The sequence below is a fragment of the Taibaiella chishuiensis genome, assembly GCF_003014535.1.
GTDB classification, from domain to species: Bacteria; Bacteroidota; Bacteroidia; order Chitinophagales; family Chitinophagaceae; genus Taibaiella; species Taibaiella chishuiensis.
Map to the genome: position 1 here is coordinate 1,481,808 of NZ_PYGD01000001.1, position 18,682 is coordinate 1,500,489.

At 50.4% G+C, this 18,682-nt stretch carries 17 protein-coding genes; 5 read left to right on the forward strand and 12 right to left on the reverse strand.

Features of this window, described 5'->3' with window-relative positions; genetic code table 11:
• Positions 1–4 precede the first annotated feature (4 nt).
• Positions 5–1,090: an Ldh family oxidoreductase gene (locus B0I18_RS06290; protein WP_106521780.1), complete on the reverse strand. Its 1,086-nt coding sequence runs from the start codon at positions 1,088–1,090 to the stop codon at positions 5–7.
• A gap of 312 nt (positions 1,091–1,402) precedes the next feature.
• Here B0I18_RS06290 and B0I18_RS06295 point away from each other — a divergent pair, with 312 nt between their 5' ends.
• Positions 1,403–2,584, forward strand: a complete 1,182-nt coding sequence (locus B0I18_RS06295) for a TlpA disulfide reductase family protein (protein WP_106521781.1) — start codon at positions 1,403–1,405, stop codon at positions 2,582–2,584.
• 683 nt (positions 2,585–3,267) lie between these two features.
• Here the strand turns inward: B0I18_RS06295 and B0I18_RS06300 are convergent.
• The 5 genes from B0I18_RS06300 to B0I18_RS06320 form a co-directional block, all read right to left on the reverse strand.
• Positions 3,268–4,143: a diacylglycerol/lipid kinase family protein gene (locus B0I18_RS06300; RefSeq protein WP_106521782.1), complete on the reverse strand. Its 876-nt coding sequence runs from the start codon at positions 4,141–4,143 to the stop codon at positions 3,268–3,270.
• Positions 4,144–4,190: 47 nt separating this feature from the next.
• Positions 4,191–5,027 (reverse strand): carboxylating nicotinate-nucleotide diphosphorylase, encoded by an 837-nt coding sequence (gene nadC / locus B0I18_RS06305; protein WP_106521783.1) that lies wholly within the window; start codon positions 5,025–5,027, stop codon positions 4,191–4,193.
• 125 nt (positions 5,028–5,152) lie between these two features.
• The gene (locus B0I18_RS06310; protein ID WP_106521784.1) at positions 5,153–5,839 is read right to left on the reverse strand and encodes a DUF3575 domain-containing protein; all 687 of its coding nucleotides are present in this window, start codon (positions 5,837–5,839) and stop codon (positions 5,153–5,155) included.
• Complete coding sequence (locus B0I18_RS06315) at positions 5,840–6,586, reverse strand: LVIVD repeat-containing protein (RefSeq protein WP_106521785.1); 747 nt, start codon at positions 6,584–6,586, stop codon at positions 5,840–5,842. It lies immediately after the preceding gene.
• 1 nt (position 6,587) lies between these two features.
• Positions 6,588–7,121 carry an LVIVD repeat-containing protein gene (locus tag B0I18_RS06320; RefSeq protein WP_106521786.1) on the reverse strand — a complete coding sequence of 178 codons (534 nt, stop codon included), beginning with the start codon at positions 7,119–7,121 and terminating at the stop codon, positions 6,588–6,590.
• A 191-nt stretch (positions 7,122–7,312) separates the two neighbouring features.
• Between B0I18_RS06320 and B0I18_RS06325 the strand changes: the two genes are divergently transcribed.
• Positions 7,313–8,176, forward strand: a complete 864-nt coding sequence (locus tag B0I18_RS06325; RefSeq protein ID WP_106521787.1) for an energy transducer TonB family protein — start codon at positions 7,313–7,315, stop codon at positions 8,174–8,176.
• A gap of 258 nt (positions 8,177–8,434) precedes the next feature.
• Here the strand turns inward: B0I18_RS06325 and B0I18_RS06330 are convergent, their stop codons facing one another.
• Positions 8,435–9,304 (reverse strand): N-acetylmuramoyl-L-alanine amidase family protein, encoded by an 870-nt coding sequence (locus B0I18_RS06330; protein ID WP_106521788.1) that lies wholly within the window; start codon positions 9,302–9,304, stop codon positions 8,435–8,437.
• A 169-nt stretch (positions 9,305–9,473) separates the two neighbouring features.
• On the opposite strand from B0I18_RS06330, the gene B0I18_RS06335 reads away from it, so the two are divergent.
• Positions 9,474–12,149: a putative LPS assembly protein LptD gene (locus B0I18_RS06335; protein WP_106521789.1), complete on the forward strand. Its 2,676-nt coding sequence runs from the start codon at positions 9,474–9,476 to the stop codon at positions 12,147–12,149.
• A gap of 5 nt (positions 12,150–12,154) precedes the next feature.
• On the opposite strand, the gene B0I18_RS06340 is transcribed toward B0I18_RS06335, so the two are convergent.
• Positions 12,155–14,689, reverse strand: coding sequence for an AsmA family protein (locus B0I18_RS06340; RefSeq protein WP_106521790.1), 2,535 nt, complete (start codon positions 14,687–14,689; stop codon positions 12,155–12,157).
• Between the two features lie 156 nt (positions 14,690–14,845).
• Between B0I18_RS06340 and B0I18_RS06345 the strand changes: the two genes are divergently transcribed.
• A complete protein-coding gene (locus B0I18_RS06345) occupies positions 14,846–15,343 on the forward strand; it encodes a GNAT family N-acetyltransferase (RefSeq protein ID WP_106521791.1) in 498 nt (165 codons plus the stop codon).
• Positions 15,344–15,418: 75 nt separating this feature from the next.
• Here the strand turns inward: B0I18_RS06345 and plsX are convergent, their stop codons facing one another.
• From plsX to B0I18_RS06365, 4 genes are all read right to left on the reverse strand, one after another.
• Positions 15,419–16,384, reverse strand: coding sequence for a phosphate acyltransferase PlsX (gene plsX / locus B0I18_RS06350; protein ID WP_106521792.1), 966 nt, complete (start codon positions 16,382–16,384; stop codon positions 15,419–15,421).
• A gap of 87 nt (positions 16,385–16,471) precedes the next feature.
• Positions 16,472–16,681: a 50S ribosomal protein L32 gene (gene rpmF / locus B0I18_RS06355; protein ID WP_106521793.1), complete on the reverse strand. Its 210-nt coding sequence runs from the start codon at positions 16,679–16,681 to the stop codon at positions 16,472–16,474.
• Between the two features lie 59 nt (positions 16,682–16,740).
• Positions 16,741–17,307 (reverse strand): YceD family protein, encoded by a 567-nt coding sequence (locus B0I18_RS06360; protein ID WP_106521794.1) that lies wholly within the window; start codon positions 17,305–17,307, stop codon positions 16,741–16,743.
• Between the two features lie 56 nt (positions 17,308–17,363).
• A complete protein-coding gene (locus B0I18_RS06365; RefSeq protein ID WP_106521795.1) occupies positions 17,364–18,266 on the reverse strand; it encodes a DUF58 domain-containing protein in 903 nt (300 codons plus the stop codon).
• 140 nt (positions 18,267–18,406) lie between these two features.
• Between B0I18_RS06365 and B0I18_RS06370 the strand changes: the two genes are divergently transcribed.
• Entirely contained in the window at positions 18,407–18,661 is a 255-nt protein-coding gene (locus tag B0I18_RS06370) for a hypothetical protein (RefSeq protein ID WP_106521796.1), read from the forward strand.
• The last annotated feature ends 21 nt before the right edge of the window (positions 18,662–18,682 follow it).

Below are 18,682 nucleotides of genomic sequence, written 5' to 3' on the forward strand. Positions count from 1 at the left end.
AGGCTTAAAAGGGATGAGATAATTGCAGTTTACCGGCCAGCCCGCGCAATTCCGTTACCACCGATTCTGCCAGCGGGATGCCGTTGCTGCTGCGTTCCTGTTCCATTTCCCGTTCGGGATCGCCGGGTATCAGTACTCTTTCCTGGCCTGCTGCCGGCTTTGCCGCCCGGAAGCGCCGGATCCAGTTGTCCATATGGTCTTTGAAATCGGCAGCAGGCCGGAAAGCATCGATCCGCATCACGCCGAAGAAATGGCCGAGCCCTTTGCCGGGCATATTGTCGGGCATGGGCACATAGGCGGGGAAGGGAGGCGCCCAGGGGCCATAGGAGGCGCCGCTCAGTACCGCGGAAAAAATATCGACGATACTGCCCAGGGCATAACCTTTATGGCTGCCATGATCGCGGTCGCTGCCCAGGGGCAACAGGGCGCCGGCCTGTTTCAGGATATTGGCGTCGGTACTGGGCTGGCCATCGCGGTCCTGCACCCAGCCCAGAGGGGCGGCTGCATCTTTGCGCTGCAGGAGCTCCAGTTTGCCGTTGGCCGCCGTAGTGGTGGCCATGTCGGCCACAAAAGGCGGTTCGGTACCGGCGGGTATGGCCACGGCTATAGGATTGGTGCCCAGCATACGTTCTACAGAGAAGGTGGGCGCTACCAGGGCGCTGGCATTGGTCATGGCGATACCGATCATCTCGGCTTCGAGCGCCATCATGGCGTGTATGCCGGCAATACCGAAGTGGTTGCTGTTACTGACACTGATCCAGCAGGTACCTGCCGTGCGGGCCTTTTCGATGGCTACCTGCATGGCGTAAGGCGCTACTACGAGGCCCAGGCCTGCATCGCCGTCGATAACCGCGGTAGACGGACTTTCGTGAATAATCCGGATATCGGGCCGGGCATTGATACGGCCGGCCTCCCACAGGCGTACATAACCTATGAGCCGCGCTATGCCATGGCTATCGATGCCGCGCAGGTCGGCAGAGAGCAATACGGCCGTTGCAGTATCCGCATGGGCATCGCTGCAGCCTATATGCTTAAAAACATTACGTGTAAATTCGTACAACTGTTCATAAGTGAAAACCTGTTCCTTCATAGGCCGCAAATTACAGTCTTATCGCCGAAATAGCAATCCGGCATCAAGGCGGGGGTAACACGCAGGTAATAAATGATGCATTTGTAAAACAGGAAGAAAACCTTCCGTTTACAGGCTTAAAAATACCCGCAAGTGGGTATTCCGATTTGCCGGGAAGCGCAGTATATTCGCCCGGTTTTTGAAAATGATATTGTTAATATTATTTGAAAATCAGTTAACTACTTATTAACTGCGGGTGTAGCATTTTTAGCAATCATTTATATTTGCCGGCATAAATTAATTGTAGTTTTGTGTTTTACTTTTTGCCATAATATGAAGAAAAAAATTTACCATATTTTAGCTTTGTTTGCTGTTATTGCAATGGCTTCCTGTTCCAATACCACGCGGTATTTTAAAGTTGAAGGAAGTGTTGCCGGCATGCCGGTGCAAAATGTGGTACTTGAGGAGTGGGGCGTGGATGAAGTAAAGCTTGTCGATTCGGTAAGATCGGATAAGAACGGTCATTTCAGCCTGAAGGGTGTATATGGCGAGCCTGCTTTATACCGTATCAAAATGGGCACTAAGGTCATGCTTATCGTTGTGGACGGGGAGCATATTTCCCTGAAAGCAAAATGGGACAAAGACTACGACCTGAATAACTACACTGCAAGCGGTTCGCCCGGTTCTGCCAGCCTGAGCACCTTCCTGGGGCGCTACCGGCAGCTGAACGAGGATATCCTGGCGTTGCAGATCGCTGCCGACAGCCTGAATGTAAATGCTGCGCCCGACAGTGTGCTGATATTGGTACAGGGCGAAAGCGACCAGAAGTATAAAGAGATGACGGCCTTTGTAAAGAATTATTCCGATTCGGCGCAAAGCGTGCCGGTTGCCTTATTTGCAGCCCGGGTATTGCTCAACCTCGATGCCGAAATAGATTACCTGAAAACCTTTGCCGGTAAAATGTCCAAGCGTTACCCGGACAACGAGTTTGTAGCCGAGTTCCGTCAAAAGGTAAAAGAGAAAACGGATATGATGCAGAGTGAGAACACAGGTCCCGGAGCCGGCAGTGCCGCCCCCGAGTTCACGCTCACCTCGCTCGATGGCAAACCGGTTGCACTCAGTTCCTTTAAGGGCAAATTTGTGCTGGTCGATTTCTGGGCTTCCTGGTGCCCGCCATGCAGGGCCGAAAACCCCAATGTAGTCGCTGCCTATAAAAAATATAAAGACCGCAATTTTACGGTATTGGGCGTATCGCTCGATAATGACCGCGAAAAGTGGAAACAAGCGGTGGAAAAAGACGGCCTGGCCTGGACCCAGGTTAGCGACCTTAAAGGATGGGATTCCGAAACCGCTGCCAAATACGGCGTACAATCGATCCCTGCCAATTTCCTGCTCGATCCTTCCGGCAAAATTATCGCTACCAACCTGCGGGGTACGGAACTGGACCGGGTGTTAAACTCCAAACTGGTAACGACCAGCCAGGTGGCTGTTGGTAATACGACCGCTAAGAAATAATTCAGCAAAACGATTTTAATATACATGAAGATGGCCATCCGTAAAGGGTGGCCATTGGTGTATCCTATAGTGCTACACTTCGTGCTGGTTAAGGATCAAGCGGGAAAGTTGGAGCCTCCGGTATGCTTACCCAGATTTTTTGTTCTTCTTTGTCTTGATACAAAGAAGCAAAAATCAAGACTGTAGAAAAAGTGCTAAAAATGCCTTGTACGCCTAAAAGAAATAAGTCCGGGCAATAGTAAAAATTGGACAAGGGAATGACGAACGAACTAAAGTACAGGGCCAGACTGTGGGAACTGTATTTCTTTTTATACGGCGTCCTGCAGCATTTTATTAACGCCCTTTTTCTAAAGGTCGGTATGTTCGGTTTTTTCCTGGCTTGACGTCCCAGCAGCGTAGGTAACGGGTGTTGAGCAAAGCATGCCTACGCGGCTGGTGACCAGATGTTACGACCAATATACACCCGTTCGCTGTGCCGCAGCGCCGCTATTGATATAGCAGCCTATAATTCCCACTGCGAACTGCGTAGTGGGAATTACGGACATTGCGGGGATGTCAGGATTTTGTTTTTGCTCGCTGCGAGATCCGCGCCGCCGCGAGCCCTTAATTAAATATAGACCTGCAAGCCATACAATCGGCCGACCTTAGAAAAAGAATCCGCCAGAAACTCTGCTTGATCCTGGTTAAGCCGGTATCATCACGCGCAGCGCGGCCGGCATCATTTCCACCTTCAGCTCGTTGCCGCAGGCATGTACATCGCCGTCGGTCTGTAATATAGTAAGTTTTGGATGCCTGATCGTTACCCGTTTGCCACGCAGGTGTTTTACATACTTGCTCTTAAGCAGGCTGCCGTTAAAGGCGCGCAGGGCGATATAAGAACCGAGTATTTTCGGAAATTTTTTGATAATGACCACGTCGAAAAGGCCATCCTGCAGATCGGCTGTGGGCGCAATCTTGAAGTTATAACCGAATTGCTGGGCATTGGCCACCGTCAGTATAAACGCTTTTTCCTGCAGCACTTTACCATCTACTTCAATTTCCCATTCCCATTCTTTATAAGTCCAGAGGTGTTTGGTTACGATCCAGCTGTAAATGGCCATGCCGCGGCGTTCGCTCTTGGCAAATTTTTTGGCCACCAGGGTGTCGAAGCCCACGCCTACATTACTCACGAATATGCGGTCGTTTACTTTACCCAGGTCGATATGGATACGCTTACCGGTATTGATCAGGGCTATGGCCCTGGACTGGTCGAGCGGTATGCCCAGGGTACGGGCAAGCCCGTTGCCCGAGCCTTTGGGGATAATGCATAAGGTGGCATCGGTACCCTGTATGCCCGTAATCACGTCGTTTACGGAGCCATCGCCACCAACTGCTACGATGGTCTTGTATCCATTGGCCACGGCATTGCGGGCCAACTCGGTGCCATGTTTGGCGTATTCGGTATAGGCTATTTCCGGGTCAAACAGGTTTTTATCGAGCTGTTTGTCGATCAGGTCTTTGAGGGCTTTTACGCGGTCTACACCCGATTTCGGATTAATGATAAAGAGAATTTTTTCCATTGAAAATGTTTACACGACCACACGTTTGCCGTACGCTTCGTTGCTGCTTAAATAACTGCTTTAAGACTGAGGTCCAGGCTTACGGCATGATGGGTAAGTGCGCCAATGGAGATGAAATCCACTCCTGTTGCTGCGTATTGTTCGATATTGTTGATATTGATACCGCCCGATGCCTCGGTTTCGTATTGACCGTCGATCAGGGCTACGGCTTCGGTGATCAATTCCGGTTTATAGTTATCGAGCATAATGCGGTGTATGCCGCCTGTAGCCAGTATTTCTTTTACATCGTCGAGGTTGCGGGTCTCGACCTCTATTTTAAGGTCCAGGTTATGGGCCTTCAGGTAGTCCTGTGTTTGGGTAATGGCTGCACGGATACCGCCGCAGTAGTCGATATGATTGTCTTTCAGCATAACCATATCGTACAGGCCCATCCGGTGGTTATAACCACCGCCGATGCGTACGGCTTCTTTTTCAAACCGGCGGAACAGCGGCGTGGTCTTGCGGGTATCGAGTATGCGGGAGCGGTAGCCTTTTATCTTATCGGCATAAGTGCGGGTTAGCGTGGCAATGCCGCTCATACGCTGCATGCAATTCAGCACCAGCCTTTCGGCTTTTAAAATGGTATGCACATGGGCCGATACCTCGAAGGCGACGTCGCCGTAAACGATGGTGTCGCCGTCTTTTTTATGCCATTCGAAACGGGCTTCGGGTTCCAGGTAGTAAAAAATGTCGCGGGCGATGTCGAGGCCGGCAAGTATGCCGTCTTCTTTGATCTTGAGGGTTGCTTTGCCCGTGGCAGTCGGAGGGATGCTGGCCAGGGTGGAGTAGTCGCCGGATGCCACATCTTCTTCCAGGGCCAGGCGGATAAATTCTTTGGTATCCATTCCTATAGATTGAAGCGCAAAGATAAGGATTTGTGCTGCCATAAAAAGGCAGGTCGAAAACGGGAAAGCAGGGTCGAAAAAGTTGATGCCCGGGAACAGGCAGACAGGATAACCTGCGCCCCCTGTTAGAAGCGGTAGCCGATGCGCAGATCCAGTTGGGGATGGATGTAAATACCGGAGCGTTTGTTCATCGAAAAAGGATCGATCCGGATCAGGTCGTTTTGTTGCAGGGGCGGTGGCGGCTGACCGGTATGTCTTACCTGGTTAAGCACTGGGCCTGCACCTGCACCGATATCGATCACCAGCCTGCGGTCGGCGCCGATATACATTTGTACGCCCAGCTTGAATACCGGGCCCAGGCTAAAGTTGCGGGTCTTGTAATCGTAAAGGCGCCGTATGGTGTTGCCCTGGTTGTCTGTTTCCTTTTGCCATTCGGAAAAATGGGTATTGGCCTGCTTGATCAGGAATTCGAGCCCGGTGTACATGTCCGCGCGGGCTATCTTGCTGCGATGCCGGTGCGGCAGGTAGATGCGTAATTCGGGCCGCAGGCTGAAGGCATTGAGCGAGCGCACCGAGGATTCCTGGTGGCTGTAGGGCGCATAACCCGCCTCCAACTGGATCGAGAGTGCATCCTCCAGGCGATACTCTCCGCAGATACCCAGGCCAATATCCGATTCCGAGAGGCTCATCATATTGGCCTTCAGGATCCAGGAGCCCGTATAGTTGTAGGCGCCGGCCCTAGCAGTCATGCTGTAAAAGCATACCATGGCCAGCAGGCAGGTGCGGAGATATTGCGGGCAGGAGTTGCTCATTTAGCCTGTGATTTTGGACAATAGGCGGATATGGGTGATATCGGAAATGTCGTACAGCGCGGTGCCCCCTTCGATCATACAGATCAGCACATCGCCATAGGGGATACAATCGTAAAAGGTTTCGCCGGTAATGGTGCGGCTCAGCACCGGGGCATAGGCTTCTTTTAAGTTGTATACTTTGAGGCCGCTGTTACCGTCGCATACATAGAGTATATTATCCTGCAAGCCCAGGCCATGCGGGTTATTGAGGTTTACCGTGTTTTTCAGCAAGGGCTGCACTACGTTATGAAGGTCGTACACATACAGGGCATTGGTATTGCCACCGCAGGTGGTGCCGGTGCGCACTGTAACATAGGCCACGGTATCGGTGGCCACCACGGGGTCGCAGGCCCTTGCATGACTGGCCGTGCCCAGCAACGAAGGCTCGCCCGGATTGGCAATAGAGTATACATACATCGCATCCCTGGAGCCGATAAACAGCTTGTCTTTCCAGGTGTAGATCGTTTCTATATTAAACCCGATACTGGTGGTATTTACCTTTACCGGCGCGTAGCCGGTGGCCAGGTCGAAAGTATAGAGGTTCTTGCCATCTACTACGTACAGGTGGTCCATGGTAATGGTAAAGCGGGCCAGCGAGCCCCCGGTACCGGTATCGCTGCCGGAACTGCTGTTGTCATTTTTACTGCAGGAGGTGCAGCATGCCAAAGCGATTGCGGCTAACACCAGGTATTGGTAAAAGTATTTCATGTCAGTATTTGCACTTAGGTGAGTAAAGGGTTTTTTTCTGCCAGCCGATCACGCTGCCCCGGTCCGGATTGATGCACTCGAAATATCCTTTTTCGGGAGGCACGTTACCGCCGGTAATGTGGAACATATCCTTCATGCGCTGTACCTCCCGCACCGACTGCGGGTTGCTGATATTGAGCACTACCAGGTCGTTGTAGTTATTGGTATAGAGCAGGTCGCCTTTGATCGATAGCTCCTGTGCCCCCGAAACGTGTATAAATGCTGTACGGGCAGGGTTTTCGGGACGGGTAATATCGATGATATGAATGCCGCTGCCTTCTTCGACCTGGTACATGGTTTTATCACGAACATAGATCTTGCCGCCCCGGACGATAGGCTGGGGGGCATCCGAGCGGATATTGGCCATAGTGGAGTCGGATTGGTAAACGGGCGCATAACCGATCACCTCGCCAGGGGTATTGCTGCCGCCCTTGCAGGAAGCCAGCCCGGTAAGCGCGGCCCCAAGGCAGCATAGTAGTATAAATTTCCTGGTCATCTTCAGATTGTTAAAGCTTTATTACCTGCATTATCATGTATTGCAGGAATAATCCGCTATTAGATATGACGATTGTATAATTGTATGCATTTGGTGTTTCTTTAAAATTAATATTCCGCGATATTGACTAATTTTGGGTCTGGCTTATGGAATCGGGGGCTATGCCTCATCCTTGTATTTAAATACCGACTATGACATTCGAACAGCAAAAAAATATGAAAGCCCTTGCCTGGACGGCAGGCGTGCACCTGTTGCTGATCCTTTCTTTTCTGCTGATAAAATATACCCTGCCGGAGATACCGGTTATGCCGGAGATGGGGATGGAAGTAAACCTGGGTACATCGGATAACGGGTCGGGCAACGACCAGCCCGAGGTACCCGAGGATCCTGCTGCAGCCGAAGCTGCGGTGGCCGTGAACCCGGCTGCCTCCTCCGACAACGACCAACCCGAGGTACATACCTCCGAAGACAATGATGCCCCTGCGATAGTGCCCGCCCATAAAACGCCTAAAAATAAAAAAGTAGCCGTACAGCCTGTGCCCGATAAGCGGCAGGCCAATAATAAAAATACAGCCCATCAGGCCAATACGAACAAGACCGTAACCGCGGCGCAGAAGCCCCGCTATGTATATGCCGGCGCCAACGGCAAAGGTGGCAACAGCGCTGCCGGTAACCGCCCCGGTGGTAACGAAGGTATAGGCCAGGGCGATGGCGATATGGGCGTACCCGGCGGTACACCCGGCGCTGCGAACTATAAAGGCACACCTGGCAATGGTAATGGGGGCACCTCTATCGGGCACTCTATTTCAGGACGTAATATCGTAAGCCGGCCCGATCCCAGCGCCGAATTCCGGGAAGGCGGTAAAGTGGTGATCCGCGTAACGGTTAACAAAGACGGCGCTATTACCGACTCTCGCGTGGTGTCTGCCGCCAATGCCACGATACGGGCGCTGGCTTTAAAGAAACTGCAAAGTGTACGCTTCAATAAGTCTGCCTCTGCTCCTGCCGAACAGTTCGGTAACATTACTTTCGAATTCAGGGCTACACGTAATTAGTTGATGGCTGGCAGCCCGTAGCGTGACGTTACGACCCAAAGACCGCTAACCCCTAATATCTAACACCTAACCTCTAATATCTAACCCCTAATATCTCACATCTAATACCTAATACCTAACATCTCATATCTAATATCTAATATCTAATATCTAACATCTCATATCTAATATCTAATATCTAATATCTAATAACATAAAGGGCGGGAAGCAATCATGCTTCCCGCCCCTTTTTATTTTTGCCGGTATGGTATCCTGGTGTTATTTTTCGATATCGTATTTATACGAACGGATAGCACGGAACAGGGCCATCGCGATCTGTTGCTGGCCGGACTCCGAGTTCAGGAACTCTTCTTCTGTTTCGTTATTGATAAAGCCGATCTCGGTAAGCACGCCGGGCATGGCGCTATTGGCCAGCACCTGCAGGCTCATTTGCTTCACACCAAGGTCGTTGCGCCCAGTACGGGTATAATTGCTCTGGATCTTGCTGGCAAAGTTGACGCTTTTGCTCAGGAAGGCCTGGGAGTATTGGGCAACGATCATAGCTGTTGTCGGATCGCTCTCATCCAGCAGGCCGGGTTCGTCGCTCACGGTTTCGCCGTATTCGCCTATTGCCTTTTCTTTTTCCGCGTTACGGCTCAGACCCAGCACATAGGTTTCGGTACCATTGGTGGCGGTTTCGCGGTGTATGATGGTTTTGTATACCGGCACTTTTCTTTTTCTCCTGCCTTTACCCACGGTACGGGAGCCTACCTGTACATGTTCGCGGCGGCCGGCGGTAGAATTCACGTGTACCGACAGGAAAAGGTCGGCCGATGCCCTGTTGGCAATATTGCCCCTTTCTTTCAGTTCGATAAATACATCGGTATTGCGGGTGTATACAACCTGGAGCTGGGGCAGGCTGTCTTTTAAGATACGGCCCAGTTTAAGCACGACACCCAGGGTCAGGTCTTTTTCATTGGACATCTTACCCCTTGCGCCGGGATCTTTACCACCGTGCCCGGCATCCAGCACAATCTTCTTTACCGTTTTTTTAGATTGGGCAAACAAACGGTGTGTGCCGGTGAATATAAGTATAAGGAAAAGGAAAGAACAGGATAATCTGATATAACGGAGAGGGAATGCTGTCATCTTTTGATATTTGTTCGCGCTTATGCAAAAAAGCGGCTCGAAAATGTAATATTTTAAAGGTTTCCCAGTTTAAATGGCGGGAACGTGCAAAATAGAATTTTTATTAAAACTTTCGTTTAAAAAATACAGGGAAATGTCAAAAAAGTATACCCTATTTTTGCAAAAATAAATGAACCTACCGGGAATCCTTAATTTTTATTCTTTTGCTGCAAGCCGCCTGTTATGTATAATGGTGGCTGTTTTTGTATGGGTCTGTCCGGTACAGTCGCATGCACAGGCCCGGGATAAAAGGGACACCACTGCTGCCCCGGTGCGGGTAGCCGACTCTGCTGCGGCAAAGGCCGATACCATGGCCAGCCCGCCGGATACCGCCAGTGTCGAAAGCAAAGAGAAAAAACTGGGTATCAAAATTGCGCCCGATGCCTTGCCCGCCGCCGTCAGGACCTCGGCCCGGGATTCGGCCGTGTTGGATATGGAGCATAATATGTTCTACCTGTACGGCGCCGCGGAAGCGGGTTTCCAGGATGTGTCCGTTAAGTCGGGCAAACTGATCTTTAACCAGAAGATCAATACACTGCTGGCGGAACCCGATGTGGATTCCACCGGGAAAAAGACCTCCCAGCAGGAATTCAAACAGGGCACCGAAACCTTTACCTACGATACCCTTAAATACAATTTCAAGAGTAAACGGGCCGTGGTACGGAATGCCCGCTCGCAATACGGCGAAGGGTTCGTAATCAGCGAACAGATCAAACGGAACGCCGATGAGAGTATTTATGGTTTCCACAGTTTGTATACCACCTGTAACCTCGATCATCCGCACTTCGGTATCCGGGCCAAAAAGATCAAGGTGATCCCCGGCAGGGTTATTGCATCGGGACCGGCCAACCTGGAGATCATGGATGTGCCTACGCCGCTCTTCCTGCCCTTCGGGATGTTCCCGATCAAGCAGGGCGAGCGATCGGGCTTTATTATGCCTACCTATACCATCGAAGAAAACCGCGGGCTGGGTTTACAGCGGGGCGGTTATTATTTCGCGGTAAACGATTATCTCGGCGTCATTACACAGTTTGATATCTTCTCGAAAGGCAGCTGGGGCTTTTTCTCCACCGCACAGTACAATAAACGGTACCAGTATACCGGCAGCCTTGCGCTGAACTATGCCTATCGCAAAACCGGCGAGGTGTATGACCCTGAATCGAGTATCAGTAAGGATTTCCAGATTACCTGGAGCCACCAGGTCGATCCCCGGTCGAGACCGGGTACCTCGTTCAGTGCCTCGGTCAATGTGGGTACAAGTACCTATAACCAGTTAAACGGGCTTACGGCGTCTACGGTACTGAACAATACCTACTCCTCCTCTATTTCCTATTCCAAATCCTGGGTGGGCAAACCTTACTCGCTTAACGTATCACTAAGGCACAGCCAGAATACGCTGTCGCGCCTGGTTACCGTAGGGTTGCCGGAGATGAATTTTAACCTGGGCCAGTTCTCGCCCTTTCAACGCAAGAACATGGTGGGCACGCCGCGCTGGTACGAAAAAATATCGGCGTCCTACTCGGTGGGCCTTGCCAACCGCTGGAACTTCTACGACACTTCCCTTGCGCTGAACAATATTGCGTTTAACGACTTCGACAACGCTATTAAACACACTGCCTCCCTGCAGGCAAACTACAATGTATTCCGCTACTTCACCTGGAATATTAACGTGCCGTATAACGAATACTGGAATACCAAAGCTCTTTACCGGAGTTATAATCCGGCTACCGACCACCTCGATTCTACCTTAAAGACCGGTTTTTTTGCCACACGCGATTTTTCGGTCAATACCTCGCTCAGTACCCGGGTGTATGGTATGAAGATGTTTAAAAGAGGAAAGATAGCCGGTATCCGCCATGTGTTGACGCCGACCGTAGGCTTAAGTTATATTCCCGGTTTTGCGAAATCGCCGTATAACTATTTTTACGAAACCCAGTTGGCCAAAAATGCGCTGACTACCTACGAATCGCCTTATTACAACACGCCTTTCGGCGGGCCACAAAACCGCTTTAACCAGGGTTCGGTCAACTTCGGGTTGCAGAATACCCTGCAAATGAAGGTGCGGACCAAGGATTCTACGGGGGGTAACAATACCAAAAATATTTCGCTGATCGATGGACTCAGTATCAACGGTTCGTATAACCTGTTTGCCGATTCCAATAAGATGTCCAATATTACCGCGGCGTTCCGCACGTCGATCCTGCAGATCTTTAACGTATCGGCCAATGCCGTTTTTGATCCCTACCGGTATAATGGCACCCGCCTTACCCGCGAATACCTGGTCAATACCGGTGGCGGCCTGATGGCCTTTACCGGCGGTAGTGTGGCTGTGGGGGTAACCCTGTCGGGGAAAAAGAAAAACAAGGAGGAGCAGGACAAAGCCACCGGTAAGGATGGTGAAGCCAAGCGACTGCTGGGCAATGGCGGCTACGACGACTATTATGATTTCAACATTCCCTGGAACCTGAATATCAATGCGGGGGTTACCGGTAACCGGGTGCGCCGGGACAATGGTCTTGCCGATACGGTCGTATTCCGGCCCAACCTGACCTTTAACGGCGGTTTCAATCTAACCGAACGCTGGAAGCTGAACGTAAACAGCGGTTTTTCGTTCCAGAGTTTTACGAAAGTGGATATCGGTTATACGCAGATCGATATCAGCCGCGACCTGCATTGCTGGCAGATGAGCCTTAACCTTGTGCCGTTCGGCACATACCGTAGTTTCCACTTTACCCTGCAGGTAAAGGCCGCGGTACTACAGGACCTGAAACTTACCCGGCGAAAGGCTTACCAGGACAACTTCTAGGGCGGTCAGCGGCTGCTGTCTGCCTCTTCCTCTTCGTTGAACATAGGCTCTTCCTGTTCGTCTTTCACGCCTTTCTTAAACGGATCCCAGCTTATTTTTACTTTACCGTCGTCGCCGTCCATAGCCCGGAGATAAATGATAATGCCCTTTTTCTTTTTCGGCTCGCGGCCCTGTGCAATCAGTTCTTCATCCTTTTTAGGGTTACGCAGCGGGATGGCCAGGCTGATATCCGTGCCCTTATCGAATGCATATACACCCTGTACGGTCATCCTGATCGCGCTGGATTCTATTTCCATCGGGTCGATATTGATCTTGCCCTTATTGATGTTCAGTTCGTTTTTCAGGGTTTTGAAGGTGATATTGGACAGGTTTCTTTTCTTAAAGGCAAATTTCTGGATCGACATCAGGGGCGCAAAGTTCACCAGGGCGCCATTGGTCAGCAGGAACGATACTTTACCGTTCATGGAGTTTTTGATGATGGCGCCGCTCTCCAGCATGCCGCCGGCTATATTGATGTCGGCCGAGAGCGACCCCTGCAGGTTATTGCTGTTCAGGGCCTCTACGCCAAAGTTTTCGAAGGCGTAAAACAGTTTGTTGACTTCCACGCTGTTGATTTTCGCTTTAAGCTGGAAGGGATTACCCGGGTTTTGCTGGTTGATGCCAGCATCCAGGGTAAGAGTGCCCCCGGCATGTTGCAGGCTTACATTGTGCAGTTGAATGGCATCCTGGGTAAGGTCTACATCGGCTTTAATACGCTGCGCTTCGAAATGCCGGTAGGTAAGCCGGTTTACATTCACATGCAGGTTCATACTGCTTTTTTCAAGCAGCTGCTGGAGGCGGTCGGCTATACGCGCAACTTTATGATTTTGCTTTTTACGGCTTGTGGTCTTTTTCTTCCGCGGCGCCAGGAAGCTTTTAAATTCATTCAGGTCAATCAGGTTGCTGGCTATATTCCAGTCGAAGTTGACCCGGCCGGGGTCGAGGAAGTATACATTCATGAAATTGCGCGCCGTGCCGTCTATTTTAATACTGCTGTTACGCGACGACAGGGTGGTATTGTGCAGCATCAGGTCGTTGCCCAGGAACTCAATATTGACGTTACATTTCTGGAACGCCAGGTCGCGCGGTACATAGGTAAGCGCCACATCCTTAAGCCGTATATGTCCAAACATCGAATGGCGGAAGGTATCCGTAGACAGGATGGGGCCGGTGTAATCGAGTTGTACATCGGCCTGTCCGCCTTTAAATGCAAAGGTGTTGTCCAGCACTGCGCTTAGCCGCTCTACCGGGAATTGCGATACCAGCTTCAGCTTCATCAGCGGGTTAATAAGGCCATACACCACGATCGAGTCGGCCCGGAAGCGGATGCCCGAGAAGGTCGACTGCAACCCGGTAATCGTGATCGCCGAGTTGTCGTCGCCGAGCCCTTTGCCGGCCACGTAGTTGTTGTAAAATTCGCCTTTGAGATCGGTCTCTTCCATTTTACCGAAAGTAGACAGCAGCACATTGTTATGCGCCTGCCAGCGGGCGAAGATCAGCGGGGTATCGGGGTATTGGAAGGAACCGTTTACCGTAACCTGCACGGCAAAATTGCGCTCCAGGTCAAAGCTGTCGAGCTTTTGCGCAATATGGCGCGACAGGTAGGAGGCGCTCTCGCGGAAGCCTATGGACGGAGCGTCGATATCGATGGTATAATCGGCCGGTTTATGCCCGAAATGAAACATACAGCCTACTTTGATATCCGTGCCGTCGAAGGCTACGGTTTGTTTCGGTAATTGCAGGTCTTTCGTTTTGCGGTTGAAAAGGATATGCAGGTTGCCGTCGAGGTCCTTGTCCTTTACAAAGCCGCCCCGCGCCAGGTTAAAGGCCAGCTGGTGCACATGGGCATCTGTTTCGGCCATAATATCCATCACATCGCCCTTGTTCTGGATCTTACCGTTCATCTCCCGGAAGCTCACCTTAAATTGTTTGTCCCGTTCAAAATGATCAAAGGTGAAGGTGACGTTTTCGATCCCGAATTGATTGATCTCTACCTGCTTGCCCTTGCCCTGTTTTTGTTGCGGGTTCTTCTTCTTCAGCAGGTAGGTATTGCTGTAGCCGTTTTTGTCGGTAAAGAGGTAGATGGAGCCGTCGGCAATGGTTACCTTCATCACTTCCGGGTGTTTGGTCAGTAACGACAACACGTTCAGCTTTACATAAACCGATTTCAGCTCGATCAGGTTTTTCTTATGGCTGCTATAGAGGCTATCGCTCAGCGATACGCCTTTGAGCCGTACCGATACATTGGGAAAGCCTTTGAGCATGGCAGGCTCCATGTCTTCGATATGGAAGTTGCCGTCTATATTGTCGCTTACACTGGTAGTGATCTTGGCGAGCAACTCCTTTTTATGACTGCTGATATACCAGGCCAGGGCAAACCAGGCCATTACCAGCAACAGCAGCAGGCTCACCAGCACGATGATGATTACCCTTACCCATTTCGGAATACGTTTATACCGCGTTTTTAATGTCTTGAGTCTGCCTTCTTGTTTCAGGGCCATAATTTATTCGTTTTCGGGCAATGGATAATGCTGGTATTGGTTCCTATAGTAACGCGGAAAAATGAAAAATGTTTTTCATCCGTCCGCTATATCCTTTTTACAGTAAGGTGATAATCGTATGAAGAACAGCTATCCCGGTTTGCCTATCTTTGCCCTATGCCACTAACCATCAGACTGGCCGAACTGGCCGATATCAATATTATCCAGGATCTGATCCCGCCTATATGGTATGCAACTTATGCAGCGATCCTGACTCCCGAACAAAGCGAATACATGCTCGACCGTATGTATGCCGCCCCCGTTTTAACCGAACAGTTCCGCGAAGGGCAGGTATTCCTGCTTATATACGAAGATGCACGCCCGGTAGGATTCGCAGCTTTCGAATGTAATTATAAGGGAAGTACTGCTTGTAAATTACATAAAATTTACCTGTTACCCGACATGCAGGGTAAAGGCGCCGGCAAGTTATTGCTCGAAGACGTGGCTACCCGCGCCCGCGAAGCGGGACAGCAGCACCTGTTATTGAATGTAAACCGTTTCAACAAGGCACTTGGTTTTTACCAAAGCCGCGGTTTCAGCGTGATTGCCGAGGAGGATATAGACATCGGCAACGGGTATTTTATGAATGATTACCTGATGCAGAAAGAATTGTAACTGCAAAAGCCCGGGGGCTGTATGAACATCGGTTCTACAGCCCCCGGGTTATTTTTATCAGTACATCGGCCCGGATCAGGCTTCTGCTTTTTCTGCAAAATGGTTGTGCAAAATCTGCGTAAAGTTGGACTTTACGAGTTTCACCGCATTTTCGATCATGGATTTGAAGGCCGGCTGGTTGGAAATACCGTGGCCGATCAGCACCGGGGCATTAACACCCAGGATGGGCGTACCGCCATAGATCTCGAAATTAAACTGGTCGAGGAATGGATCCTGTATCTTTTTCTGCTCCGCGAAAATATGGTATACCGATTCGGCGATTTTAAGGGCTACATTGCCGGTAAAACCTTCACATACGATCACATCGGAGTTATCCAGGAACAGGTCGCGTCCCTCAACATTGCCGGTAAAGTTAATACCGCTATGCTGCTTCAGCAGGGGATAGGTAGCCTGGGCCAGTATATTGCCTTTACCTTCCTCTTCGCCCAGGTTGAGCAGGGCTACCCTGGGGTTATCCAGGTCGAGTACGTGTTTGGCATACAGCGATCCCATTACTGCAAACTGAACAAGATGTTCGGGTTTACAGTCGGCATTAGCGCCTACGTCCAGCAGGAAATTATACCGGCCATTCAACTTAGGTATAGGAGAGGCGATCGTAGGACGCAGCACTCCGGGAATAGCCTTAACGGTATACATGGCGCCTACCAGCATTGCGCCGGTATTGCCTGCACCGATAAAGGCATCGATCTTGCCCATCTGTAATAAACCGAACCCAATCGCAATGCTGGAATCCTGTTTTTCCTTTAAGGCTTTGGTCGGGTGCTCGTGCATACCGATAACGCTGGCCGATGGGATAAGGGTATAACTTCCCTCCCATTGCTCCAGCGCAGCCAGGTACGGACCTGCAATATCCGGATTGCCGATTAATACGAAATGAATATCCTCTTCTTGGTCTGAAATTGACTTCAAATAGGATATAACGCCTTTGATTGCTTCTTCGGGGGCGTAATCACCACCCATAATATCAATCCCTATATTCATGTAGTATACTGCCCGGTAGAAAATTGAAGAAAAGGAAATTGCCGGCAAGTTATTAAGAATAACAAATTACCGGCTATTAAGTTTACATTATTCGGCTGTTCCTGTATCTTCTTTAGGAGTATTGTCGATAACAAGTTTTCCTTTGTAGAATAATTTTCCTTCGCTCCAATGTGCGCGGTGACGTACGTGAGCTTCTCCGGTTACTGCGTCTGTGCTAATGGTATTTGCTACCGCTTTGTAGTGCGTACGACGTTTAGCGCCTCTTTGCTGCGAATGGCGGCGTTTAGGATTAGGCATGACTTAAAGATTAAAAATTAAAAATTAAAAACAATTTACACTATAAAACAGAGTTCCGGTTAATTCTGGCCCTCTGTGGAATCTAAATCTTTGAACTGGTCCAGTCCGCTCCAGAGGCTTTTTTTAGGGCCTTCCGGGGCTCTCATTTTTTCGAGGAGTTTCAGCGCCTCCGGGTTACAGCCCGGTGTGCCGTCCTCTTTGTCCGGGTGGATATGCTGCAGCGGCATGCTCAGCATAATAAACTCGTACACCCAGCCCGATACGTCGAGAATGGTCTCGCTGCGCGGGATAAAGGCAACATCGGCTTCGTCTTCTTCTTTCTCCTCGTCGTCTTCCGTATTGCCTGTAAGTTTTACCACCAGGTCAAATTCATCCCACAACCGCATCGAGAATGGATCTCCGCAACGGTCGCAGGCCACGTCTACCGTACCGTCGATATCAAAATGCAACAGGAAAAAGCTGCTTTTTTTATCAAAAGTGAGGTCTACGGTAACCTTCAGGTTGTCAAAATCAGGATGTTCATGCCCCAGCTCCTCTATTACCCGGTCGTCGAGTTCGTACTTGTATTCGTGTACGCCCTCCTTCAAGCCCAACCAGGGTATTTCAAATTCACGATGATGTTTCATGTCAGGCAATTTTCAAAACAAATTTCGGGCTGCAAAGGTAGCTTAAAAATTTAAATTTACATCATTTTATTTCTCTTTATCAGGTAACGGTGCAAAACCTGCTCCACCGGCTCGCGCATATCGCAGGTAACCATGTCGATATGATACTGCAAACATTGGTTGGCCAGGCGGGTACGGTAAGCCGTCATTCTTTTAATATATTCTTCTTTTATATCTGAAGGGTTGAGCTTCAGGGTTTCATTCGTTTCCATATCGACAAACTCGTAGGGCCTGTTTTCGAAATCGAAATCGAGCTCCCGGCGGCCGTCCACCACATGGAACAGCAGTACCTCGTGCTTGTTGTACCGCAGGTGCTGCAGCGCATCGAACAGGGCATCGTTCTGCTCCGGGTCGTCGGGCATATCGCTGAACACGATGATCAGCGACCGCTGGTGCACCCTTTCGGCCACCTGGTGCAGGGCCGCAGCGGCCCGGGTTTGCCGGTGCGGATCCTGGAGCTGCAACAGTTTTTCCAGTTCATTCATCAGCATACGGTAATGCCGTACACCCGACCGTGCCGCCGTAAGCTCGTTCAGGCTTTCGTCGAACAGGGCCAGCGAACCGGCATCCAGCTGTTTTTTAAATAAATGCAACAGGCAGGCGGCGGCCACGCAGGAATAATGCAGCTTGCTCAGTCCCTCTCCCGGGAAAAACATGGACGAAGAGGTATCGATAGCGATACAGCAGCGGAGATTGGTCTCCTCCTCGAATTTTTTTACGAACATACGGTCGTTGCGGCCAAACACTTTCCAGTCGACATACTTGAGGTTGTCGCCGCTGTTGTACAGCCGGTGCTCCGCAAACTCTACCGAAAAGCCATGAAAGGGGCTTTTATGCAGCCCTATGATAAAGCCTTCGACCACCTGGCGGGCGATCAGCTCCAGGTTTTCGATCGCAGACTGAGGGGGAATCACTGTCATCCCGTAAAGGTAGGAAAGGAATTACGGATTCAGACAGTTGTTTTTAACGGCAATAAGCAGGGCAGGTTATTGTCCCGGGGGATTGGAAATATAAAAGTCGTTGATTATCTTTGAGCGTTCTACCCTGTAAATTCTATTCGATGAAGAAACGTTCGACATCTGTTCTTACCGCGTTTGCGGCCTTGTTTGTGTTGTTTGCTGCCACTTCCTGCACCAGGGAGTATACCTGCCAGTGTACCATTACCAGTACCGGCCAGCCGGGCCTGCCTGCGCCTACTACGAGGGATTATTCCATTACCGATACCAAAAAGAGCGCGGAAAGCGCCTGCAAGGGCAAATCCAATACGACCAATATCGGCGGTATCACTACCGTTGAGGATTGCGACCTGCGCTAAAAGGCGCCGTTCCTGTTAAGA